We start from the raw sequence: 19,058 nt of genomic DNA on the forward strand, positions 1-19,058 counted from the left end.
TTTTGTCCTGCGATGCGAATGCCTGGCGGCTTGCTGTATAGGTATGCCACGCGGGAGAAGGCGCAAGGGGTGTGAACGGTGGCCATGGACCACGAAGCCAATCACTTGGCCTTTCGAGGTTCGAACGCCCGGCAGGACAATGCGGCGGCCCAAGATTAACATAGTTCAACACAAGTTGAACTTCCTCCTCCACGGCCCTACCTATAAGCGCCTATCCATCCTTCCCACGACAAGAGGCCGTGCAATGACCGAATACACCCCGCCGAAAGTATGGACCTGGAACAAGGCCAATGGCGGCAGCTTTGCCAACATCAACCGGCCGATCGCCGGTCCGACGCATGACAAGGACCTGCCCGTCGGCAAGCACCCGCTGCAGCTTTATTCGCTGGCGACGCCGAACGGCGTCAAGGTGACGGTGATGCTGGAGGAGCTTCTGGCGCTTGGCCACAAGGGCGCCGAATACGACGCCTGGCTGATCCGGATCAACGATGGCGACCAGTTCGGCAGCGGCTTTGTCGAGGTCAATCCCAATTCCAAGATCCCCGCCCTGATGGATCGCAGCGGCAAGACCCCGCTGCGCGTCTTCGAATCCGGCTCGATCCTGGTCTATCTTGCCGAAAAATTCGGTGAATTCCTGCCCACCGAACAGCCGGCCCGGGCGGAAGTGCTGTCCTGGCTGTTCTGGCAGATGGGTTCTGCGCCCTATCTCGGCGGCGGGTTTGGCCATTTCTACGCCTATGCGCCGGAGAAGTTCGAATACGCCATCGACCGCTTCTCGATGGAGGTGAAGCGGCAGATGGACGTACTCGACCGCCGGCTAGCCGAGGTCGAGTATCTCGGTGGCAAGGATTATTCGGTCGCCGACATGGCGGTCTGGCCCTGGTATGGCGGGCTGGCGCTCGGCCGGATGTACAATGATTCCGCCGAATTCCTGTCGGTTCAGGATTACAAGCACGTTCAGCGCTGGGCAAAGGCGATCGACGAACGGCCCGCTGTCCAGCGTGGCCGCATGGTCAACCGCGCCTTTGGCGAGCCGTCCATGCAGTTGCACGAACGCCATGACGCAAGCGACTTCGACACCAGGACGCAGGACAAGCTGGCCGCCGAGTAAATTCTGGAGAACTGGCGGGCGGCAAAATAAAAGCCCATCACCGGATCAAATCGGTGATGGGCTTTTTGCTTGATGCACGAGACGGATCAGTGAAGAACTTCCACGATCTGACGGGTGTCCGGGTCGACCAGCACTGTCTGATCGTTGATCACCGCAACGCGATACTTGACATTGGGGACTTCGCGCAGTTCGACCTTGTCCGGCACTGACGAGCCGAGCTTGAGCTCGACGCCCAGAAGGTTCACCGACGCCAGCGGCTCCTTCTTGACGTATTCGCGAACCACCGTCTCCTGTTCCGGCTGGACCACGATCGTGTCCGCCAGGGCCGCTCCTACGCCGCCCAGCAGGACGACGGCAGCCGCGACGCTCGTAAGATAATGTTTCATAATAACCTCCATGATTGGATATGTTCGCTCCGCCTAAGGGAAAACTCTCACGTAACTGGGAGGTTCCGTCCCTGCTTGTGAAATAAATGTGGCGCGCATCCAGAAACATGCCACATTTCGTTTTGCGTACTGGTAAGGATAAGCACTGGTATGCTTTGCTTTTCGGAAGAAACTTCTTCTAATTTGCGGGAATAGCAAAGCATCGCGCTTTGCAGCGCAAGCAATGTCGCCTCTTTCTCGGATTACCCGCTCCTTAGCAACAACTAACGTATAGCGAGGAGTGTCGTTCCAAATGCTCTCCCGGCATCCAAAAAAGGCCCGCCCTGCCGGGAGCAGAACGGGCCTTCAACGGACCGGTGGAGGTGGCGCCTCGCCGATCGCGACAGGAAAAACGCACGCATCGCAGCTTCGTTCCACCATGCGCCGTAGCGATTTGGCGGAAGGTCCGCAACGCTCGATAGGCTGGCAGGAGCGGGAGCTCTTCGTTAGAATCGGACGCCGTCCCGATGGAGCGGCGGCACCGGGTTGACTGCATCCGGGCTCATCGCGGCGTCTTGCGCGCGCCTGTGGATCAACCCCAGGACGAGCACGAAGTAGCCGACCTGCAGGACGATCAGGACCACCGCTGTCCAGGCAAGTGCCACCCAGAACGAACCGGTAGCAATATAGGTCCACACCGCGACAAGGATCGTGGTCGCCGACATCCCGACGAGAAATTGCCCAAAATACATCGACCTTCAAGATCGCCGGACCGGTTCCGGTCTCGGCAACTCCCTGCCCCTCTTCACACCCGCGTGCAGGCTTTCATTATTTTAGCGACTACGCAAGTATGGCGCCTGCCTGGGCATCCATGTAGAAGTTTGTTGCGCGGCGGCCCCAGCAGGAGCAGTTTAATGCTCACGGACCGCGATATTCGGGAAAAGACGTCCGGGGGGATTGGAAATGACGCTCAAGCTTATCGGCGCCGGTTTCGGCCGCACCGGCACATGGTCGACCTTTGCAGCGCTGAACAGGCTCGGCCTGCCCTGCTATCACATGCAGGAAGTGATTATAAACAAGGCCAATAAGGGCCATCTTGATTTCTGGCGCGCGGTGGCCAACAGCCCGCCCGGCACCCAGCACGACTGGAACCGCGTGTTCGCAAACTATACGGCCACCGTCGACAATCCAGGCTGCTGCGTCTGGAAGGAATTGATGGCTGCCTACCCCGAGGCCAAGGTGCTGTTGACGCTACACCCACGCGGCGCCGAGGCCTGGTATGAAAGCACCATCGACACGATCTACTTCACCGAGAACTTGTGGCAGTTCAAGATCCTGGAATGGCTCACACCGTTCGGCCGCAAGTTCGGCGACATGTCGCGCAAGCTCATCTGGGGCCGCACATTGGCCGGCGTCATGGGTGACCGCGACAAGGCGGTTGCCCGCTACGTGAGCTATGTCGACGAAGTGAAAGCAGCCGTGCCGCCGGAAAAGCTGCTGGTGTTCAACGTCAGTGAAGGCTGGGGGCCGCTCTGCCATTTCCTCGACGTCGCCCAGCCAAACGAAACCTTCCCCAACCTGAACGACCGCGAAACGATCAAGAAGATCATCCGCGACATCATCAAAGGCTCCTACATCATGCTGGGGCTGACGATGGCCGCCATCGCGGCGGTGATGGCGGCATTGTGGTGGTGGCTGGGGTAACGGCAAGCCCAGGGAGCTCGATCCCTTGCCTGCATGGAGCGGTCAAGTTTTTCGCTCCGAAACAGACGACCTCAAAAGCTACCCGCTTTCATGCGGGCAAGCTGGCTGGCAGCGGCTTTCGCCGGACTTTTGCGCTTGTCTTCCCCTGCCGGGCGGCCACCAGCCCATGCCTGTCCGAGCAGGCTACCGTTCTTGAACCTGGCGGCGACGCCGTGTGACCATATCTCAATTGGATAAAATAGCGGAACGTCCAATGGACATAGCCTGAACCGAACGGGGCCTCTCGGACCTTCGGGCGCACGAAGCAAGACCTTGGTCCTACAAGGAAAACCGATCAGTTCGATCCGCAGGCGCGCAGCCTATCGAGTCAGATAGCAACGCAACGCCCCCGGTCAATCCATGGACCAGCACTTTGCCATACTGCGTCACCGCCTCGCCAAGCCGTCTGGCGGTTGGTCGAACATGCCGGCTAGAATGCCGGGTCTTGCAGCCCCCGCCTATTCCGCTTTCGCGTAAGTTTCCCACGTATGGGCGATGTGCGATGGTGTTGTTGCGGCGGTACGAGCCGCCCTGGTTGGCGCGGGCGCCGAGCACACCCCAACAATGCGCCCCTCCGTCCGCGTCGACCATGGCAAGCGCCCGGTTACTTGACCAGCGTCCATGCCCCGGCCCAGCCTCTCCAGGCATTCACCCCGGCGCCCCTGCGAACAGCACGACGCCGTCACCACCGGCCGCCGGCCAATCCCTGATGGTGCGGTCGGAGCCGCCGGTCAGCACCGTGCCATCGGCGGCGAAGGCGACGGCGTAGATCGGTCCGCTCTGGCTGTCGAACATTGCGATCTGATTGCCGCTCGCCATGTCCCACAGCCTTGCGGTGCCGTCGAGCGATCCCGACAGCAGGCGTTTGCCGTCGGCCGACAGCACCAGAGCGTAGACCGTGCCCTCGTGGCCCTCGAAGCGCTTCACCTCGCGGCCGCTGTCGACGTCCCAGACCTTGATCGTCAGGTCGCCGCTGCCGGTGATCAGATGATGCCCGTCAGCGGTGAACACGGCGCCATAGGTGCCTTGCTCATGGCCGTGCCAGCTGCGCAACTGCTTGCCGCTTTCGATGTCCCAGAGCTTCAGCGTCCCGTCAATGCTGCCTGAAAGGGCCTGCTTGCCATCGGGCGAGACCGCGACCGCGCTGATGGACCAGTCGTGGCCGGTCAGCACATGCAGCACGGCCCCGTTGACGAGGTCCCAGATGATGACGTTGCCGGTGTCGTGCCCGCTGACGGCGCGTCTGCCGTCCGGACTGATCGCCAGCTTGTTGACGCCACCGTTCTGGCCGGATTGGAAGACGTGCAGCACCGCGCCGTCGGAGAGTTTTCGCTGCACGATCTCGCCGTCGTCGCCCGCCGTCAGCGCACTGATGCCGTCGGGCATGTAGAGCGCGGTGCGCGCCATGTCCTTGTGAACGCCGAGATTGCGCATCAGGTGCTTGCCGCTGATGTCCCAGAGCTTGATCGTATGGTCGGTGCTGGCGCTCATGATCGAACGCCCATCCGGCGCCACCGCCAACCAGACGACCGCATCGCGATGGCCGTCGGGCTGCGTTGGTGCCGCCGGCGGCGACGGCGGCAACGGCGCCACCGTCGGCGGCGGAATGACCGCGACCTCCGGTGGGATCGGGGCGGCTGGCGTCGGCGGAACAGCAGGCGCGGCCACCGGCGGAGCTGGTTGCACCGGCAAGGCCGGCGGGTTTGCAGCGGCTGGCGGCGTGGCCGCCTGCTCGGGCGGCGGGGCCGGCGGCAAAGGCGGTGTCGGAGCAACTGGCGACGGCTCCGGCGGTTCCGGCTTTGGCGCGGATTCCATGGGCGGCGCGCTGGCGACTTGCTCGCCACCCTCATGCGGCCGCCACGAGCCGAACCCGTCGCCAAGCAACGCCAGCAAGACAACCACTGGCAGCACCAGGAAAGTCCGGCGCAGGCGTGGGCGGCCCGCCGGCTCCAATTCGGCGTCCCTGCCGAACAGCGGCACCCCGGCCGCGTGCTCGGGCCGGCCGGGCAATTGGCCCGCCAGGAACAGCAACGCGCCGATCAAACAGGCAAGTGCCGCCGCCGAATATGCCGCCGGCCGCGGCGTGACGGCATCGAGCCCGGCAAGGCCACGCCCGGCTAGGATTTCGATCAGCGGATAGACCTGGGCCAGACAGGCAGCCGCGAGCACGGCCAGGACAAGCGCCAGCACCCTGTCAGCCAACCTGTTCATCGCGCATCCCCTCGCCGGGCCTTCGGGTCAGACTATCAGCGTCATGAGCGTATCGCAAAATGCCGCCAGCCTCGCGTGAGACGGAACGCGGACAGCCGCGGTATAAGAAGATGTGCGACCACCCTGCTCAAGAAAATCCAGCTTAAGGTCGATTGCGCCGCCTCCATCGTGGCCACGATCTCCGGTTCGACCAGACGACGCCGATAAAGGCTAGTGTCCAATTTATCACGGTCGATGCCGATATGAATTGAGCCGTCCCCGGCGAAATATTGACAGTGGGCGGCATTATGACACACTCCGCCCGGGATATAGTGGAGAGCTTGCGTCATGAAGAAGATCTATAGGCGGCCCGTTTTGATCAGGAAGGGCAATCTGAAATTGATCACTGCCGCGACCAACGGCACTTCGGTGACCTCATTGCCGACGTAATCAGCCCGCCAGCATCAGGTCGTCCAAGACCATTTGCCAATGGTGTTTCGTCGAAAGGCGAACACGGGTGATCTCCCTGAGCATCGGGGCGTAGTGGAGCGGCGTGAGCGCCGACAGCACCATTTCATCGCTGGCGACCAACCGGTCGCCCGACCAGCTTTCGATCAGCGCCGTTTCGCCTTCCGCCTTCAGCCAGGCAGCGCTGAGCAGCACCGAGTGGAAGGCAAATGGCGTCTCGCGGCTGAACTCGGCCGGATATCCGCTGCTGGTGTATGCCACGTGGTCGCCTGAAACATTGCCGTTCACATAGCCCTCGCTGTGCTTGGTGTGGTCATTCGCCATGGCGTTCAGGTTGCGCCAGTCGAGCCCCGCATGGCCGCATGGGATCTTGCGGAAGCCGCGCCCGGTGACGTCGTCGAAGCCGATCGTGCGCGCCGCCGCCTCATCCGCCGGCGCCCGGGGCGAAAGCAACCCGAGATCGGTGGGGTAAGGGGACAGCACCAGCCGGCGGTCGAGCCCGCCGCCGGTGATCACCACAGTGTCGGCGTCGTCGGCAAGCTCGAACCGGAAGGCGCAAGCCGGCGCCAGCGTCAGGCTCTCCATCACCTGCCCCTGAGCCATCACCGACAGGGTCGCGGTGCCACCTGCCGCCAGCCTGCCAGCCAGGCTGCGCACCGGCGCCAGCCCGACCGGCCGCGGCAGGTCCGGCGACACCAGCCCGGTGGGCGAGCCGGGCGCCAGCCGGAACTCCGTGGACTGCGTGTCGTTGGCGCTTGGCGAGCGCCAGCCCGGCGGCACCGAGACCGAGAACCGGTAGGCAGCCGGCACGCGGATCGCAGCTGTCAGCGCCGATGTCGACATGGCGAAATTGGCATAACCGCCATTGTTCGTCCTTGAGGACGCGACAAAGCCACCCTGCCCGTCGAACAGCCGCACCATGATGCCGGCCATCGGCCGGTCGGCCACGCCGTAGCTCCCGTCGCGGTCGACGTCGAAATAGACGAAGGACGAGTAGTTGACGGTGCCGGTGCTGCGGCTCCAGTCTGTGCGCACGGCGTAGTCCTCGGCCGGGTCGGCCCGGCGCAGCGCGCGGCGGCGCAGGCGCGCCTTGCGCAACAGCCGAATGGCGGCAACCGCTGCGGCAATGATCGCAAGCACCGCCACAAGCAGGCCGACAAGAGCGAGGTCACTCATGGCAGACCGGCTTCGGTGATAGCCGCTCGCCATTGTCACAAATGCAATGCATCAACCATCCCTTGCCGATCCTGTCCAGCTTAGCGCGAGAGACAACCCCCGGAAAAGGGTGCGTGCGCGGCTGACGGACGTGAAATCCCTCACCCCAATTCCACCCAGACCGGGGCATGATCGCTAGCGCCATCTTGACCGCGCATGTCACGATCGATGCCGGCTCCTTTCAGCCGGCGGGTGAGCGTCTTCGACAGCAGGATGTGGTCGAGCCGCAGGCCCGCGTCGCGTGGCCAGCGGTTCCGGCGGTAATCCCAAAAGGTGTAGAGCGTCTCCTTCGGGTGTTTCTTGCGCAACGCATCGGTCCAGCCTTGTTCGAGCAGCGCGGCGAAGGCGGCGCGGCTTTCCGGCTGCACCAGCGCGTTGTCGTCATAGGAGCGTGTGGCGTAGATGTCGCGCGGCTCGGGCACGATATTGTAGTCGCCGGCCAGAACCACCGGCAGGCCGGTGTCGATGAGCTGTTGGGCATGCGCCTCCAGCCGCGCGTGCCAGGCGAGCTTGTAGGTGAATTTCGGTCCCGGCCGCGGGTTGCCGTTCGGTGCATAAAGGCAGGCGATGACGATGCCGTTCACCGCGGCCTCGATGTAGCGGCTCTGCCGGTCGGCATCGTCGCCGGGCAACACATCGCGGGTCAGCACCGGCTCGGAACCGCGCGCGAGTATGGCGACGCCGTTCCAGGTCGGCTCGCCTTTCCACACCGCGCCATAGCCGGCATCGGCAAGCGCGGTGCGCGGAAACTGCGTGTCGCGCGCCTTCAGTTCCTGCAGGCAGACCACATCGGGTTTCGCGGCGCCGAGCCACGCCAGCAGGTTGTCCAGCCGGCTGTTGACGTTGTTGATGTTGAAGCTGGCGATCTTCATTGGGGATTAGGGGGTGATCCTACCCATCCAAGCCTTCACCGTCTCCGCTAGCGTCGTCAGATGATCCGCGGTCGAGAAACCCGAAATGCTCTTGCGCGGCTTCAAATCATGATCGCCGTCCTCCAGCCAGATCACTTCGATGGCGTCGGAAAGGTTGTAGGTCGCGACCTCGTCCTTCGTGCCGAACTCGTCGCGCGTGCCTTGGAAAATCAGCGTCGGCGTCTTCAGCCCCGTGAGATGTTTTGTCCGCAATTGCTCGGGCTTACCAGGCGGATGGAAGGGATAGCCGAGGCAGACCAGTCCTAGGATCTCGCCCTTGGAAAACATCTCGTCGGCGATCATTGAGGCGACCCGCCCGCCCATCGACTTGCCGCCGATGATGAGCTTGCCCGCTACACCCTTCGCCCGGAGGTCGGCGATCGCCTTGATGTATTCCGGGTTCACTGTCTCGGCGCGCGGCGGCGGCTTGCGCTGACCGTAGCGGCGCGCCGCCATATAGTGGAACTCGAAGCGCGCGACCTGGAAGCCCGCGGCGGCGAGCGCCTTCGCGGTGGCTGTCATGGAGGGAGAGTCCATTGAAGCGCCGGCGCCATGGGCCAGCAGGATGGTGACGGGAGCGGTGTCGTGGCCATCGAAGAGGAAGCTGGTCATGTTGTGACACCCCGCGCGACGGCGAAACTGCCAACCTCACCCCACGAGGGTGGAGATGGGCTGTTATCGCGGCCTCCGCCAACCATCGTCACCCCGCCGCCTTCGCCAGCTGGATGTCCACGAACTGCACACCCCTGGCCGCCACCCCTGCCCATTCCGACTCCGCGTCGAGCTCCAGGTACCGCATCCACAGCCGCCGCGCCTCGAGCAGATTGCCCGCGTCAAACTCCAGCCGCGCCAGATTGAACACCGGATCGGCATAAGTCTTGTCGAGCGCGATCGCCTTCTGCAAATGCCTTCGCGCCGAAGCGTCACGGCCTTGCTCGCTCATCAGCCCGGCGAGGTTGAACCAGGCTTCGACGAAGGCCGGATCGAGCTTTATCGCCCTGGCATAATCGTGCGCGGCTTCCGCCACGCGACCAGACCCGCGCAAACAGTTGGCGCGGTTGAAGGCGGCGATGGCGTCGGTGGGATCGATGGCGAGGCAGCGCTGGTAGAGTGCGGTGGCCCCGTCATGGTCGCCGCCCTCCTCCGCGGCCTCGGCCTCGGCGAACAAATCTTCCAGCGTGTCGTCGCCTTGTGCCGCGGCACCGAGATCGAACAGCAGCTGCCCGTCGAGCTCGCTCTGGCCGCCTTCGAGGTAGATCTCGTCGGGGCGGCCGTGCTGCGAGCCGACATTGAGCGACTTGGCGGTGAGCGAGGCCACCGGGCCTGAGCGGTGGACGGAGCGCGCGATCGCGCCCCATGTCGCGCCCCCGGCGATCAGCCCGGCATATTTGCGCGCCAGGATCAGGTCGCGGAAGGAGTAGGGCTCGCCATCATGCTCGAAGGCATCGAACAGGCTGAGCCGGTCGAGATCGGGGCCGGACAGCCTTGACTGATCGATCAGCGATTGGCGCGACAGTGAAGACGCCTCGGGCGCCTTCATCAGCCCGAGCAGCCGCAGGAAACCGTTCTCGCTCATCAGAATGCGCCCGGCCGCGCGCTCGGTGCCGAGGCGGCGTTCGATCTCGCTATCGTTATTTTTGGTAAGTCCGGCCTTGGTCAGCCCGGCCTTGACCAACAACGCGTGTCCGAACACGACATGCGTGGTGCGCCGGGTGACGCCGCGCCTGAGCTGGCCGTGCTGGCGCTCCACCTCGCGGGCGGCGAGCCTGAGTGGAAACGCCGCCAGAGCGCCGATCGTGCCGAAGACAGCGCCCGGAACGGCCGGTGCCGTCATTTCTTGCTCTTGCCGACCGCCTTGAGCAGGTTGGCCTTGAGCGGATTTTCAGGCGCGCCACCCGCAGCCGCCTTCTTCGTGGCCGGCTTGTCGGTTTCGTCGGCCTTGCTCTTCGACTTGGCCGGCGGCTTCGACTGAGACAGGCTGGCCTTCAGCGCATCCATCAGGTTGATGACGTTGCCGCGCTCCGGTGCCGCCGCGATGATCGGCTTATGGCCCTTCAGCTTCTCGCGGATCATCGTCATCAGCGCCACCTCGTAGCGGTCCTCGTAATTCTTAGGATCGAAGGTGGTTTCCTTCTGCTTGATCAGCGCTTCGGCAAGCTGCAGCATTTCCGGATCAGGCTTGCCGGCCGGAATGTTGCCGAAATATTCAGCAGTGCCGCGCACTTCGTTCGGGTTCCTCAACGTGCACACGAACATCCCGTTCTCGCGCGCGCCGATCGTCACCACGCGCTCGCGGCTGGACAGCACCAGCCGGGCGATGGCGAGCTTGCCGGATTTGCGCATCGCTTCGCGCAGCACGGCGAAAGTCTCTTCCGCCATCGCCCCGTCCGGCGCCATGTAATAGGGCGCGTCCTGGTAGATGACGTCGACCTCGTCCTCATCGACGAAGGCCTCGATGTTCATTGTGTGGTTGGATTCGATGCGCACCGCGTCGAGGTCGGCATCGTCGATGATTATGTACTGCTTGTCCTCGTACTCGTAGCCCTTGACCAGATCCGCCCGCTCGACGAGCCCGAGTTCAGGGTCGACCGGCTTCATGTTGATGCGGTTGTGGGTCTTCTTGTGCAGCTGGTTGAACGAGATGCGCTCGCTGGCGCTGGTGGCGGGGTATAGCCGCACCGGACAGCTGACGAGACTGAGTTTGAGGTAACCCTTCCAACTTGCCCTGGGCGCCATGATGAACTCCTACGCGGCCATGCACTGACTGTTACTTCGCAGCGCTTCGTCCGAAGGACGAACAAGGCTGCGCGAATCCTACACCGACCCCGCACAATACCGGCAAATCCCTGACGAAATCTTCCCGCCGGCTTTGGAGGCCACGGGAGGAGAATAATTCAAATTGTCGGAAGCGTCGATGGAGTTTGAGCCGACACGCCGGCGACCGCAGCGAACGCTCTTGTGCTTCGTCATCCCAAAGCGAAGCAAGGAGCGAAGGGACGCGCACGGACCCTAGGATGACGAGTTTGAGGAGCCCTGGTCGTCGAAGGGCGCCTCGAAGCCCGTTTACCTCTACGAGACCACAGGCAAATCCCTGGCAAACCCGTCAATCTCGGCCCACGGATCGCCCGACGTCTCCAGCAACCCCGGCAGCGACGAATAATTCAAATCCTGCGGTGCATCGATCGCCTCCAGATCGGCCCAGCTCACCGGTGTCGAAGCCGGCAGGTTGGTGCGGGCGCGCAAGGAATAGGGCGCCGCCGAGGTGTGGCCGCGCGCGTTGCGGTGATAGTCGATGAAGATGCGCCGCTTGCGGTTTTCCTTGCCCATTGTGGTGGTGAAGGTGTCCGGCGCGGTGGCCGCTAAATGCGTTGATATGGCGCTGGTTGCCTGATGCAGCTTTTTCCAGTTCTGCTTTTGCGTCACCGGCACGGTGATGTGGATCCCGCTGCCGCCGGAGGTCTTAGCGAACGGCACCAGACCAAGCTCTTCCAGCTCGCCCTTGATGTGGATGGCGGCCTCCACCACCTCGCGCCAGGAAATCCCCTCGCCCGGGTCGAGGTCGAGGACGATCTGGTCGGGCTTGTCGAGGCTCGAGCGATGCGTGCCCCAGGTGTGGAACTCGACGACGCCGAACTGCGCCAGCGCCAGATAGCCCTTCGCGCCCTCGACCGAGAGATAGGACTTGGTCTCGCCCTCTGAATTGGTCGCCTGGAATGTCACCACCGAAGGCGGCATGCCTGTGAACGCGTGACGCTGGAAGAAGCAGTCCTTGGGCAGGCCGGTCGGGCAGCGCACCAGCGACACCGGGCGGCCAAGGATGTGCGGCAGCATGAAATCGCCGACCAGCGCGTAATAAACGGCGATGTCTAGCTTGGTCGGGCCGGTCTTGCCGAACAGCCTCCGCGTCGGGTTTGTCACCCAGATGGTGGCGAGATCGGCTTCGGCGATCAGGCGCTTGCGGGTCGAGGAGACCGGCGTCGACAGGCCGACATCCCTGAGGCCCCGGAACACACCGTGGCGCAACGAATTGTCCGCGGTTCGGTTGGCAAAATGGATGCGAGCCGAAAACAGCGGCTTGACCCAGTGCATCTCGCGCATGATTTCGCGCGGCACGCCTTCCGGCGGCGTCGCGCCTGATGTGAGCGGCTCAAGCCGGGCCAGCAGGTCGGCCGCGGTCCCGGCATCGAAGCCGGTGCCGACCTTGCCGCGATAGTGCAGTTCGCCGTCCACCCACTCGGCCATGCCGAGCGCGGCCAGTCCCTCGGCCGCATCCGAAGTGGTGTAGCCGGCGATGACGAAATCGTCCTTTTCGAGCGCCTTGGTCTTGGTCCAGTTCTTGGTGCGGCCGCTCTGATAAATCGCGGTGGCGCGCTTGGAGACCACGCCCTCCAGGCCGAGTTCCGTCACCTGGTCGTAAAGCGCTTGCCCCGAACCTTCGACATGGTCGGAGAACTGGATCGCGGAGTTGGCGCCAAGCCCGCCAAGCAGTTCGGCCAACAGTGCCTTGCGCCGGATGAGCGGCACCTTCATCAGGTCCCAGCCGTCGAGATGCAACAGGTCGAAGGCGTAAAAATGCAGCTTGCTGCCGGCGCCCGCTGCCAGCGCGTCCTGCAACAGCGCAAAGCGGGAAATGCCCTTGGCGTCGAGCACGACGATCTCGCCGTCGACGGTCGCCTCGCGGCACGGCAGCTTGGCGAACGCATGTGGCAAGTCGCCATAGCGTCTCGTCCAGTCGATGCCACCGCGCGTGATCAGCCGCACCTCCCCATCGGAAACATGCGCCATCGTGCGGTAGCCGTCGAATTTGATCTCATGCAGCCAGAGCTCGTTCGTATTCTCGGCAAGGCTTTCGCCGCCCGGCGGCTTCGGCACCTGGCTCGCCAGTTGCGGCTCGATGCGGCTCAGCGCCGGCGCCTTGGCCGCACCCGGCAGGTCGCCCGGCTTCAGCGAACCGGGCTTTGGCGCGGACTTCGCGGCCGGGCTAGGCGGCGCCACCAGCTCCTCGATGCGCAGGCCGGATTTCACGCTTTCCGGTCGCGCTTCGAGGATATTCAGCCCCGTGTCGGCGGCGAGGTCGCGCTCCTTGAACAGCAGCCAGTTCTTCTTGTCCTCGTCTTCGCCGGGCTTTGGCTTCAGCCGGGTCAACATCCAGCCGCCATTGAGCTTTTCGCCGGCCAGCCGGAACTTGAAGGCGCCGGTGCGCAGGCTTTTGTCGACATCGTCCATCGGCGCCCAGCTGCCGCTGTCCCAGACGATCATCGGTCCGCCGCCATATTCGCCTTCGGGAATGACGCCCTCGAAATCGATGTATTCGAGCGGATGGTCCTCGGTCTCCACCGCCAGCCTTTTGTCGGCTGGGTTGAGCGAGGGCCCCCGCGGCACCGCCCAGCTTTTCAAGACATCGCCGACCTGCAGGCGCAGATCATAGTGGTCCGCGGTGGCGTGATGCTTATGGATGACGAAGCGGTTGCCGCCCCCGGTCATCAGCCCGCCGGCCGGCTCCGGCGTCTTCGAGAATTCGCGTTTGGCGCGATAGGATGTGAGCTTGGCGGGCGGCATGTCAAAAGCCGAGTCTGGCGGAAACCAACAACCGCCTCGTTCCTTCGCGCCGTAGGGCGCTACGTTGGCACCGCTCGCGATTTTTCACGTGGTCTCAGTCGTCGGTCGCCGGCGTCAGCTCCAGCTCGGCCGGCGACAAACCCTGCTGCAACTGGCTCAGCCGGAACTCATCCACCCAGTAGGCCTCGCCGTCGACCAGCACGCGCGCACTGTAGGTGCCGCCTGAGAAACGCTGAGCGGTGACGTAGACCTTGTGGCGGTCAAGTGCCTTGCGCACCGCGGCGCGCTTGGAGTTCTGGCCGTTCACGGCAGTCGACATGCGCTTCACCCTCGGTCGCCTGACACGGAACTCGGCCGCTCTTGGCGGCCCGGCGACTGGCCCCAAGGATGGCGGAGACGCGCGCGCCTGTCAATTTCGCGGGCGGCATCCTTCAGTTCTTCAACCGCCGCAAACGGTGCATCACGCCCTGCACGGCCTTGTAAAGCCGCGGCTTGGAGCGCACGAACAGCTCGGTCTTGCTGCGCAGCCTGATATAGGCGGCCGAGCCCCTGCCCTTCAGCGACATCGCCTCGCACAGTTCGGCCAGCACCGAGTTCGAGGCGCCGATCTGCTGTTTGTATCCCTGTCCGCCGACCGAGAGGTCGAAATAGCCGAGCCCTTGCGCCCGTCCCCACACCATCAGCTTGCCGATCATCGTCAGGCCCGGCGCGACGTTGGGCACCGCCTCCTGGTCGATCCCTAGCAGCAGGGCGTGCAAGGTGCCCTTCATGACGAGCACATACATGACAGCGAGATAGGCCTGGCCGACGCGCAGCCCGAACAGCCGCACCGAGCCGTCGGAAAGCCCCTGCAAGGCGGCGTTGCGGTAGAACTCCACGATAGGCGCCTGCGTCAGCAGGTCGAAGCGCCCGAGTTCGCGAAAGCGGTTGAGCCTGAGATCCAGCAGCCTGCCGAACTGCTCATCGATCATCTTAGGCGTCTCGGCTTCGACCAATGCGAGGCCGCCGAGCTGTTCGAAGCGGCGGCAGTGCTTGTTGAAATTCTTGGTGAAGGACGATTTGCAGATACGTTTGACCAGCGTCTCCGGCTCGCCGTCCATGACCAGGCCGGAGGCGATCTGGATGGAGTCGCGCGCCGCCGAAAGCAGCGCCAGCGGATTGGGCACGCCGTGGATTTCTCGCGGAATCCCCGCAATATGGATGCGGTCGGCCGGCGGCAGCACGGCGCGGACCGCGGCCCAGGCGGCGTCGGCGCTTTGCCTGGTCCAAAGCCTGGCATCGGCCAGCAGCGGCGCCGAATAATCGCACACGCCGTGGCTCAGCCATTCGATCACGGAGTGGCCGAGCGCCCGGCGCCGCGTCAGCGGCAGCAGCATGACATGCGCGCCCGTGGCGGCATCATTGACCTCGACGACGAGCAGCTCGGCGCCTTTGGGCATCAGCCGCCCGGCAATGCCTTCCACCCAGGCAAGGCCCTGGTGGCCGGTGCACAAACCGGTCTCCTCAAGACGCTGCCAGAGCTGCCTTACGGTGTCGAAGCTGGTGTGCAGCCGCGCCGTATAGCGCGCGGTGGCGCCCACGCCTGTTCTAGCCGGAGAAATCGGTTGAACCGGTGCATCCGCCGTCGCGACCAACCGCACTGCCTGGCTTGCCACATGCCTCTCCCATTCGTTCTGGGGCGCATGGGCATCATCCACGCAGGCGCCGAAAACCCCGCATCGTTCCCTTGACCGCGTTGAGCAGCCTTGGGCTGGAGCGTACGAAAGCCTCGGCCCGCCTGCGGAACTCGATGGCGGTGGAGGCCACACTGCCCCGCATCGTGTACCCATGGCAGAGTTCGACCAATACCGAACCCTTGGCGCCCATATGTTCCTTGTAGCTCTGGTTGCCGACCGACAGGTCGAAATATCCAAAGCCTCGTTCGCGCGCCCAGCCGATCAACCTGCCCATGATTGCAAGCCCCGGCGAGACATTGGGCACGACGCCCTGGTCCATCGCTATCAGCAGAGCATGAACAGTCCCTTGATGCACGAGCAGATATTGAACCGCGATCAGAGCCTCGCCGACGAGCAGCCCGAAAAGCCGCACCGAACCGTCCAACAGGCCCTGAATAGCCGCGTTCCGGTAGAACTCGACGATGTTCTCCTGGGTCAGCAGATCGAAGCGACCAAGCTCGCGGAAGCGGTCGAGCCGCATCCGCACCAGTTCGCCGAAGATACGGTCAACCTCGGCCGGCGCCCCGGCCTCGACCAGTTCCACGCCGCCAACCCGTTCGAGGCGGCGCCAGTCCTTGCCGAATTCCTTGGCGAAGGATGGCCTGCAGAGACGCTTGAGCACTGTTTCAGGGTCGCCATCGATGGCGAGGCCGAAAGTGGTCTGGATGGAATCGCGTGTGGCCGACAGCAAGGCCAGCGGATTGGCGACGCCCTGGATCTGTCGCGGAATCCCCACGATGTGGACGCGGTCCGCCGGCGGCAGCGCTGAGCGCACCGCCGCCCACGCAGCCTGCGCGGATTGTCGCGTCCACGGGCTGGCATCGGCCAGCAGCGGTGCCGAATAGTCGCAGACACCGCAGCTCAACCATTCGACCACCCAATGATGGAAAGCCCTGCGCCGCATCAGCGGCACCAGCATCCTGGGTTCGCCAGTCGTGGCGTCGCCCACCTCGACGATGAGGAGTTCGGCGCTTTCCGGCAGCAGCCGCGTGGCGATCCCTTCCGCCCAGGCGTAATTCTGGTGGCCGGTGCACACACCGCTTTCCTGAAAGCGCAGCCAGAGTGGCCTGACCGCCTCGAGGCTGGTGTGCAGTTTTGCCGTATAGGCGTCGTTCGCCGCGATGGAGGTGGGATGCGAGACCTGCCCGCCAGGCAAGTCGGTCATCGCGGCAATTTGCACTGCGTGGCCTGTCACATCCTTCTCCTATCGCTTTACCGCGGCGAACGAAACCGCCCGCCGCCAGGAGCCCAGGCGGCTGTCGCGCTGCTGGTCCGGGTGTTCGATGTTCCACATGCGGTGATGCACGAAATACCATGATGCCACGAGCACGAAGATTTCGGATACCGCCGAACCCAGCAGCGCCCATGGCGGGGAGGCGATCGACAGCACGATGGCGATCAACGCCAGCCCGACGATGGCGCCGCCCAGGGTGATGAACGCGACGATGCGGAAGTCACCCATTATCTCGAGCACGATGCGGGGCATGATGTAGAGCATGATCGGGACGAAATTCGCGATCACGAAAAGCCCGATGAATCCCACCGACGCGTCCTGGAGAGCCTGGGACTTTATCATCGGCAGTACGACCAGGATGGCGCATCCATAGACGACCGCGCCAAGCCCCATGACAACGGCCCACAGCTTTGCCTGCGCCCAGACCCGGCGCGTCTCGTTGTTGCGCATCAGCTTGGCGAGTTCGGGCTGCGTCATGTTCACGAAGGCAAGACTGCTGATCCGCAGCGGCGCGAACAACACCAGCACCGCCGCCAGCGGCGCATAGGCGGCCGGCCCGGCAATGCCCGCGACCAGCAGCGCCAGGCATTGTCCCTGGATGTTGGTGGTGGTGGCGCTGAATGCCGACCAGCAGAGCTGGGACCACAGCCTTGCATAGCGCCGCCGCGTCGGCATGCGGAAGCTGATGCGCATCGTGCGGCGCGCCAGCCTGACCAGGACGAAGATGCCAAACACATTGGCCGCCGCAAGCGCATAGAACACAGTCTGCAGCGCATCCTTGGCCAGCCAGATCGCCAGGCCGGCCATGACCGTGCCGGCGATGGTGAAGGCGGCATCGCTGAGGGAGACGATCACCTGCTGGCGGCGCGCGAAGAAGGCCGTGCGCATGTGGCTGCGCAGCGACCATGCGCCAACGAAACAGCCCGCGGCAATTCCGCTAGGGTCGCCCAAGAGACGCATCACGATCGCCGTGCCGACGGCCATCAGCAAGGCAACGACCAGCGCCGCCGTCCCGAAGGCGACGTCATAGGCATCGACGCCGGCGCTGTTGGTGCTCTTGCCCATCCATATCGAGGCCGGAACGGCGGTGAGCGACCTGATGTAGGACAGGCCGACGCCGCCCATCACCATGCCGATGGCAAAGAGGCCGTAGCCTTGCGCCGAAAGCATGTGCAGCAGCGCGATGTTGAGGGCGAAGTGGAAGCCGCTCTGCATCGCCTCGCCGCCGATCATCAGCACGAGACGCCGCACCAGATGGCCAGGGAGTTTCACGGCCGTGTCTCCGCCTGGCGGGCGGTTGCCGTCCGCCCCGGCCTGGCGACGGCTGTCTTCAGCTTGTCCCCGGCTATCGCCGCGATCGCCGCCGCCGCGACCGGCTCGCTGAAGACCGCCTCGTAGCGCGCCCGCCCGGCGGCGACAAAGGAGCGCCAGGCCTGGGGCCGCAGGATGATTTCCTCCAATTTGGCTGCAAGGGCGGCGGCATCGCCGGGCGGAACATGCCAACCGGTCTCACCGTCGCTGACCACCTCGACCAACCCGCCGATCGCCGACACCAGCGGCGGCCGGCCATAGGCCATCGCCTCGATGGCGACGCGGCCGAGGGATTCGGGACGCCGCGAGGGAACCGTGACGATATCGGCCCAGCGATAATGCTCGGAGGGATCGGGGATGAAGGGCAGCACGCTGACGCGTCCGCCGAGCCCCATGCTGCTGACCAGTTCGGCGAGCGCGCGTTCGCGCTCGGTACTTTCGAAGGCGCCGCCGACCAGCCGCACCTCGATCCTCGACTTCAGTTCCGCCGGTAACGAGGCGATCGCCTCCAAAAGCACTTCCTGGCCCTTGATCCTGTTGATGCGGCCAAGCAGCAGCACCTTGAGCGGCCGCTTGCCGTCATAGGTCGTCGCTTCGGCCGCGGCCGGGCCCGCAACGCCGTTATAGACCACATAGGAGCGCGCGGATCTAGGCTCCCCGAACGCGGCGCGGGTGGCGCGCGAGTTGAAGATGAGATCGGCATGGCTCCAGTGCATCAGGCCGACAAGGATCCTGCGCATGGTGCCTTCGGGAATTTCGTGGATGTGCAGCACGGCCTTGTGCGGTAGCAGGCGCGCGGCCAGCGCATAATCGGCCACGATCGAGGTGTTGACATAGGTCAGATCGCAATCCCGAAGCCGCCGCCAGGCCCTCAGCACCGCGACCGGCAGCCGCGCCATCTCGACGGTGGCAAGGCGCGCAATCGCCTGTCGCCTCAGCACCCAGAGCGGCTCGAAGACGATCCGGGTCGCATGCGGTTCGAGGATCCGCACGATCGGTCCGCTGCGCGGCAGGACGACCTCAATGTCGGCTGACGGAAACGCGGCGCGCAACGCAGCGACGCTCTCCGCGAAGCTGCGATCGGAACCATAGAGTTCATAGCCCTGATGGACGCATGCAATCCGCATATTCCCATGCATCTTTCTGCCAGGGGTAGTTTGACGATCCCGCCGCCTGACGGAACAGGCGACTGGAGACTTCAAGCCCAACACCCCTTTGGACTTCACTTGTTGCCGT

General features: G+C 64.2%; 17 protein-coding genes. 3 read left to right on the top strand and 14 right to left on the bottom strand.

Annotation, left to right across the window (positions count from 1 at the left end; all coding sequences use genetic code 11):
- Positions 1–244: 244 nt before the first annotated feature.
- Positions 245–1,111, top strand: coding sequence for a glutathione-dependent disulfide-bond oxidoreductase (gene yghU / locus AC3CB8_RS25215; RefSeq protein ID WP_023775063.1), 867 nt, complete (start codon positions 245–247; stop codon positions 1,109–1,111).
- 86 nt (positions 1,112–1,197) lie between these two features.
- Here the strand turns inward: yghU and AC3CB8_RS25220 are convergent, their stop codons facing one another.
- Positions 1,198–1,497: a DUF1236 domain-containing protein gene (locus AC3CB8_RS25220; RefSeq protein WP_352549957.1), complete on the bottom strand. Its 300-nt coding sequence runs from the start codon at positions 1,495–1,497 to the stop codon at positions 1,198–1,200.
- Positions 1,498–1,982: 485 nt separating this feature from the next.
- The gene (locus tag AC3CB8_RS25225) at positions 1,983–2,228 is read right to left on the bottom strand and encodes an exopolysaccharide production repressor protein (protein ID WP_023784368.1); all 246 of its coding nucleotides are present in this window, start codon (positions 2,226–2,228) and stop codon (positions 1,983–1,985) included.
- Positions 2,229–2,439: 211 nt separating this feature from the next.
- On the opposite strand from AC3CB8_RS25225, the gene AC3CB8_RS25230 reads away from it, so the two are divergent.
- Positions 2,440–3,180 carry a sulfotransferase family protein gene (locus AC3CB8_RS25230; RefSeq protein ID WP_352549958.1) on the top strand — a complete coding sequence of 247 codons (741 nt, stop codon included), beginning with the start codon at positions 2,440–2,442 and terminating at the stop codon, positions 3,178–3,180.
- A 687-nt stretch (positions 3,181–3,867) separates the two neighbouring features.
- Here the strand turns inward: AC3CB8_RS25230 and AC3CB8_RS25235 are convergent.
- Positions 3,868–5,430 carry a WD40 repeat domain-containing protein gene (locus tag AC3CB8_RS25235; RefSeq protein ID WP_352563574.1) on the bottom strand — a complete coding sequence of 521 codons (1,563 nt, stop codon included), beginning with the start codon at positions 5,428–5,430 and terminating at the stop codon, positions 3,868–3,870.
- A gap of 327 nt (positions 5,431–5,757) precedes the next feature.
- Here AC3CB8_RS25235 and AC3CB8_RS25240 point away from each other — a divergent pair, with 327 nt between their 5' ends.
- A complete protein-coding gene (locus AC3CB8_RS25240; protein ID WP_023774653.1) occupies positions 5,758–5,859 on the top strand; it encodes a hypothetical protein in 102 nt (33 codons plus the stop codon).
- Here the strand turns inward: AC3CB8_RS25240 and AC3CB8_RS25245 are convergent, their stop codons facing one another.
- The 11 genes from AC3CB8_RS25245 to AC3CB8_RS25295 form a co-directional block, all read right to left on the bottom strand.
- Positions 5,860–7,053, bottom strand: a complete 1,194-nt coding sequence (locus AC3CB8_RS25245) for a hypothetical protein (RefSeq protein WP_352563573.1) — start codon at positions 7,051–7,053, stop codon at positions 5,860–5,862.
- Between the two features lie 140 nt (positions 7,054–7,193).
- The gene (locus AC3CB8_RS25250) at positions 7,194–7,964 is read right to left on the bottom strand and encodes an exodeoxyribonuclease III (RefSeq protein ID WP_352563572.1); all 771 of its coding nucleotides are present in this window, start codon (positions 7,962–7,964) and stop codon (positions 7,194–7,196) included.
- Between the two features lie 6 nt (positions 7,965–7,970).
- Positions 7,971–8,615 carry an alpha/beta hydrolase family protein gene (locus AC3CB8_RS25255; RefSeq protein ID WP_352563571.1) on the bottom strand — a complete coding sequence of 215 codons (645 nt, stop codon included), beginning with the start codon at positions 8,613–8,615 and terminating at the stop codon, positions 7,971–7,973.
- 88 nt (positions 8,616–8,703) lie between these two features.
- Positions 8,704–9,837 (bottom strand): tetratricopeptide repeat protein, encoded by a 1,134-nt coding sequence (locus tag AC3CB8_RS25260; RefSeq protein ID WP_352563570.1) that lies wholly within the window; start codon positions 9,835–9,837, stop codon positions 8,704–8,706.
- Entirely contained in the window at positions 9,834–10,739 is a 906-nt protein-coding gene (gene ku, locus AC3CB8_RS25265; RefSeq protein ID WP_352563569.1) for a non-homologous end joining protein Ku, read from the bottom strand. Before ku ends, AC3CB8_RS25260 begins: the two co-directional genes overlap by 4 nt.
- A gap of 333 nt (positions 10,740–11,072) precedes the next feature.
- Positions 11,073–13,562 (bottom strand): DNA ligase D, encoded by a 2,490-nt coding sequence (gene ligD / locus AC3CB8_RS25270; RefSeq protein ID WP_352563568.1) that lies wholly within the window; start codon positions 13,560–13,562, stop codon positions 11,073–11,075.
- A gap of 94 nt (positions 13,563–13,656) precedes the next feature.
- Entirely contained in the window at positions 13,657–13,881 is a 225-nt protein-coding gene (locus AC3CB8_RS25275) for a hypothetical protein (protein ID WP_015316844.1), read from the bottom strand.
- 112 nt (positions 13,882–13,993) lie between these two features.
- Positions 13,994–15,217, bottom strand: a complete 1,224-nt coding sequence (locus AC3CB8_RS25280) for a GNAT family N-acetyltransferase (RefSeq protein ID WP_031241694.1) — start codon at positions 15,215–15,217, stop codon at positions 13,994–13,996.
- Between the two features lie 34 nt (positions 15,218–15,251).
- Positions 15,252–16,472, bottom strand: coding sequence for a GNAT family N-acetyltransferase (locus AC3CB8_RS25285; protein ID WP_023794556.1), 1,221 nt, complete (start codon positions 16,470–16,472; stop codon positions 15,252–15,254).
- Positions 16,473–16,481: 9 nt separating this feature from the next.
- The gene (locus tag AC3CB8_RS25290) at positions 16,482–17,783 is read right to left on the bottom strand and encodes an MATE family efflux transporter (protein ID WP_023784783.1); all 1,302 of its coding nucleotides are present in this window, start codon (positions 17,781–17,783) and stop codon (positions 16,482–16,484) included.
- Entirely contained in the window at positions 17,780–18,949 is a 1,170-nt protein-coding gene (locus tag AC3CB8_RS25295) for a glycosyltransferase (protein ID WP_084567591.1), read from the bottom strand. The genes AC3CB8_RS25290 and AC3CB8_RS25295 overlap by 4 nt, the downstream gene beginning before the upstream one ends.
- Positions 18,950–19,058: the final 109 nt, after the last annotated feature.

The sequence above is a fragment of the Mesorhizobium sp. P160927 genome (genome assembly GCF_057766385.1).

What these genes read in the sequence shown, in the direction of transcription:
- AC3CB8_RS25255 (WP_352563571.1), bottom strand. Translation starts at nt 8,615, where the DNA reads ATGACCAGCTTCCTCTTCGATGGCCACGACACCGCTCCCGTCACCATC.
- AC3CB8_RS25260 (WP_352563570.1), bottom strand. Translation starts at nt 9,837, where the DNA reads ATGACGGCACCGGCCGTTCCGGGCGCTGTCTTCGGCACGATCGGCGCT.
- AC3CB8_RS25220 (WP_352549957.1), bottom strand. Translation starts at nt 1,497, where the DNA reads ATGAAACATTATCTTACGAGCGTCGCGGCTGCCGTCGTCCTGCTGGGC.
- yghU (WP_023775063.1), top strand. Translation starts at nt 245, where the DNA reads ATGACCGAATACACCCCGCCGAAAGTATGGACCTGGAACAAGGCCAAT.
- AC3CB8_RS25245 (WP_352563573.1), bottom strand. Translation starts at nt 7,053, where the DNA reads ATGAGTGACCTCGCTCTTGTCGGCCTGCTTGTGGCGGTGCTTGCGATC.
- AC3CB8_RS25240 (WP_023774653.1), top strand. Translation starts at nt 5,758, where the DNA reads ATGAAGAAGATCTATAGGCGGCCCGTTTTGATCAGGAAGGGCAATCTG.
- AC3CB8_RS25230 (WP_352549958.1), top strand. Translation starts at nt 2,440, where the DNA reads ATGACGCTCAAGCTTATCGGCGCCGGTTTCGGCCGCACCGGCACATGG.
- AC3CB8_RS25275 (WP_015316844.1), bottom strand. Translation starts at nt 13,881, where the DNA reads ATGTCGACTGCCGTGAACGGCCAGAACTCCAAGCGCGCCGCGGTGCGC.
- AC3CB8_RS25250 (WP_352563572.1), bottom strand. Translation starts at nt 7,964, where the DNA reads ATGAAGATCGCCAGCTTCAACATCAACAACGTCAACAGCCGGCTGGAC.
- AC3CB8_RS25235 (WP_352563574.1), bottom strand. Translation starts at nt 5,430, where the DNA reads ATGAACAGGTTGGCTGACAGGGTGCTGGCGCTTGTCCTGGCCGTGCTC.
- ligD (WP_352563568.1), bottom strand. Translation starts at nt 13,562, where the DNA reads ATGCCGCCCGCCAAGCTCACATCCTATCGCGCCAAACGCGAATTCTCG.
- AC3CB8_RS25295 (WP_084567591.1), bottom strand. Translation starts at nt 18,949, where the DNA reads ATGCGGATTGCATGCGTCCATCAGGGCTATGAACTCTATGGTTCCGAT.
- AC3CB8_RS25225 (WP_023784368.1), bottom strand. Translation starts at nt 2,228, where the DNA reads ATGTATTTTGGGCAATTTCTCGTCGGGATGTCGGCGACCACGATCCTT.
- ku (WP_352563569.1), bottom strand. Translation starts at nt 10,739, where the DNA reads ATGGCGCCCAGGGCAAGTTGGAAGGGTTACCTCAAACTCAGTCTCGTC.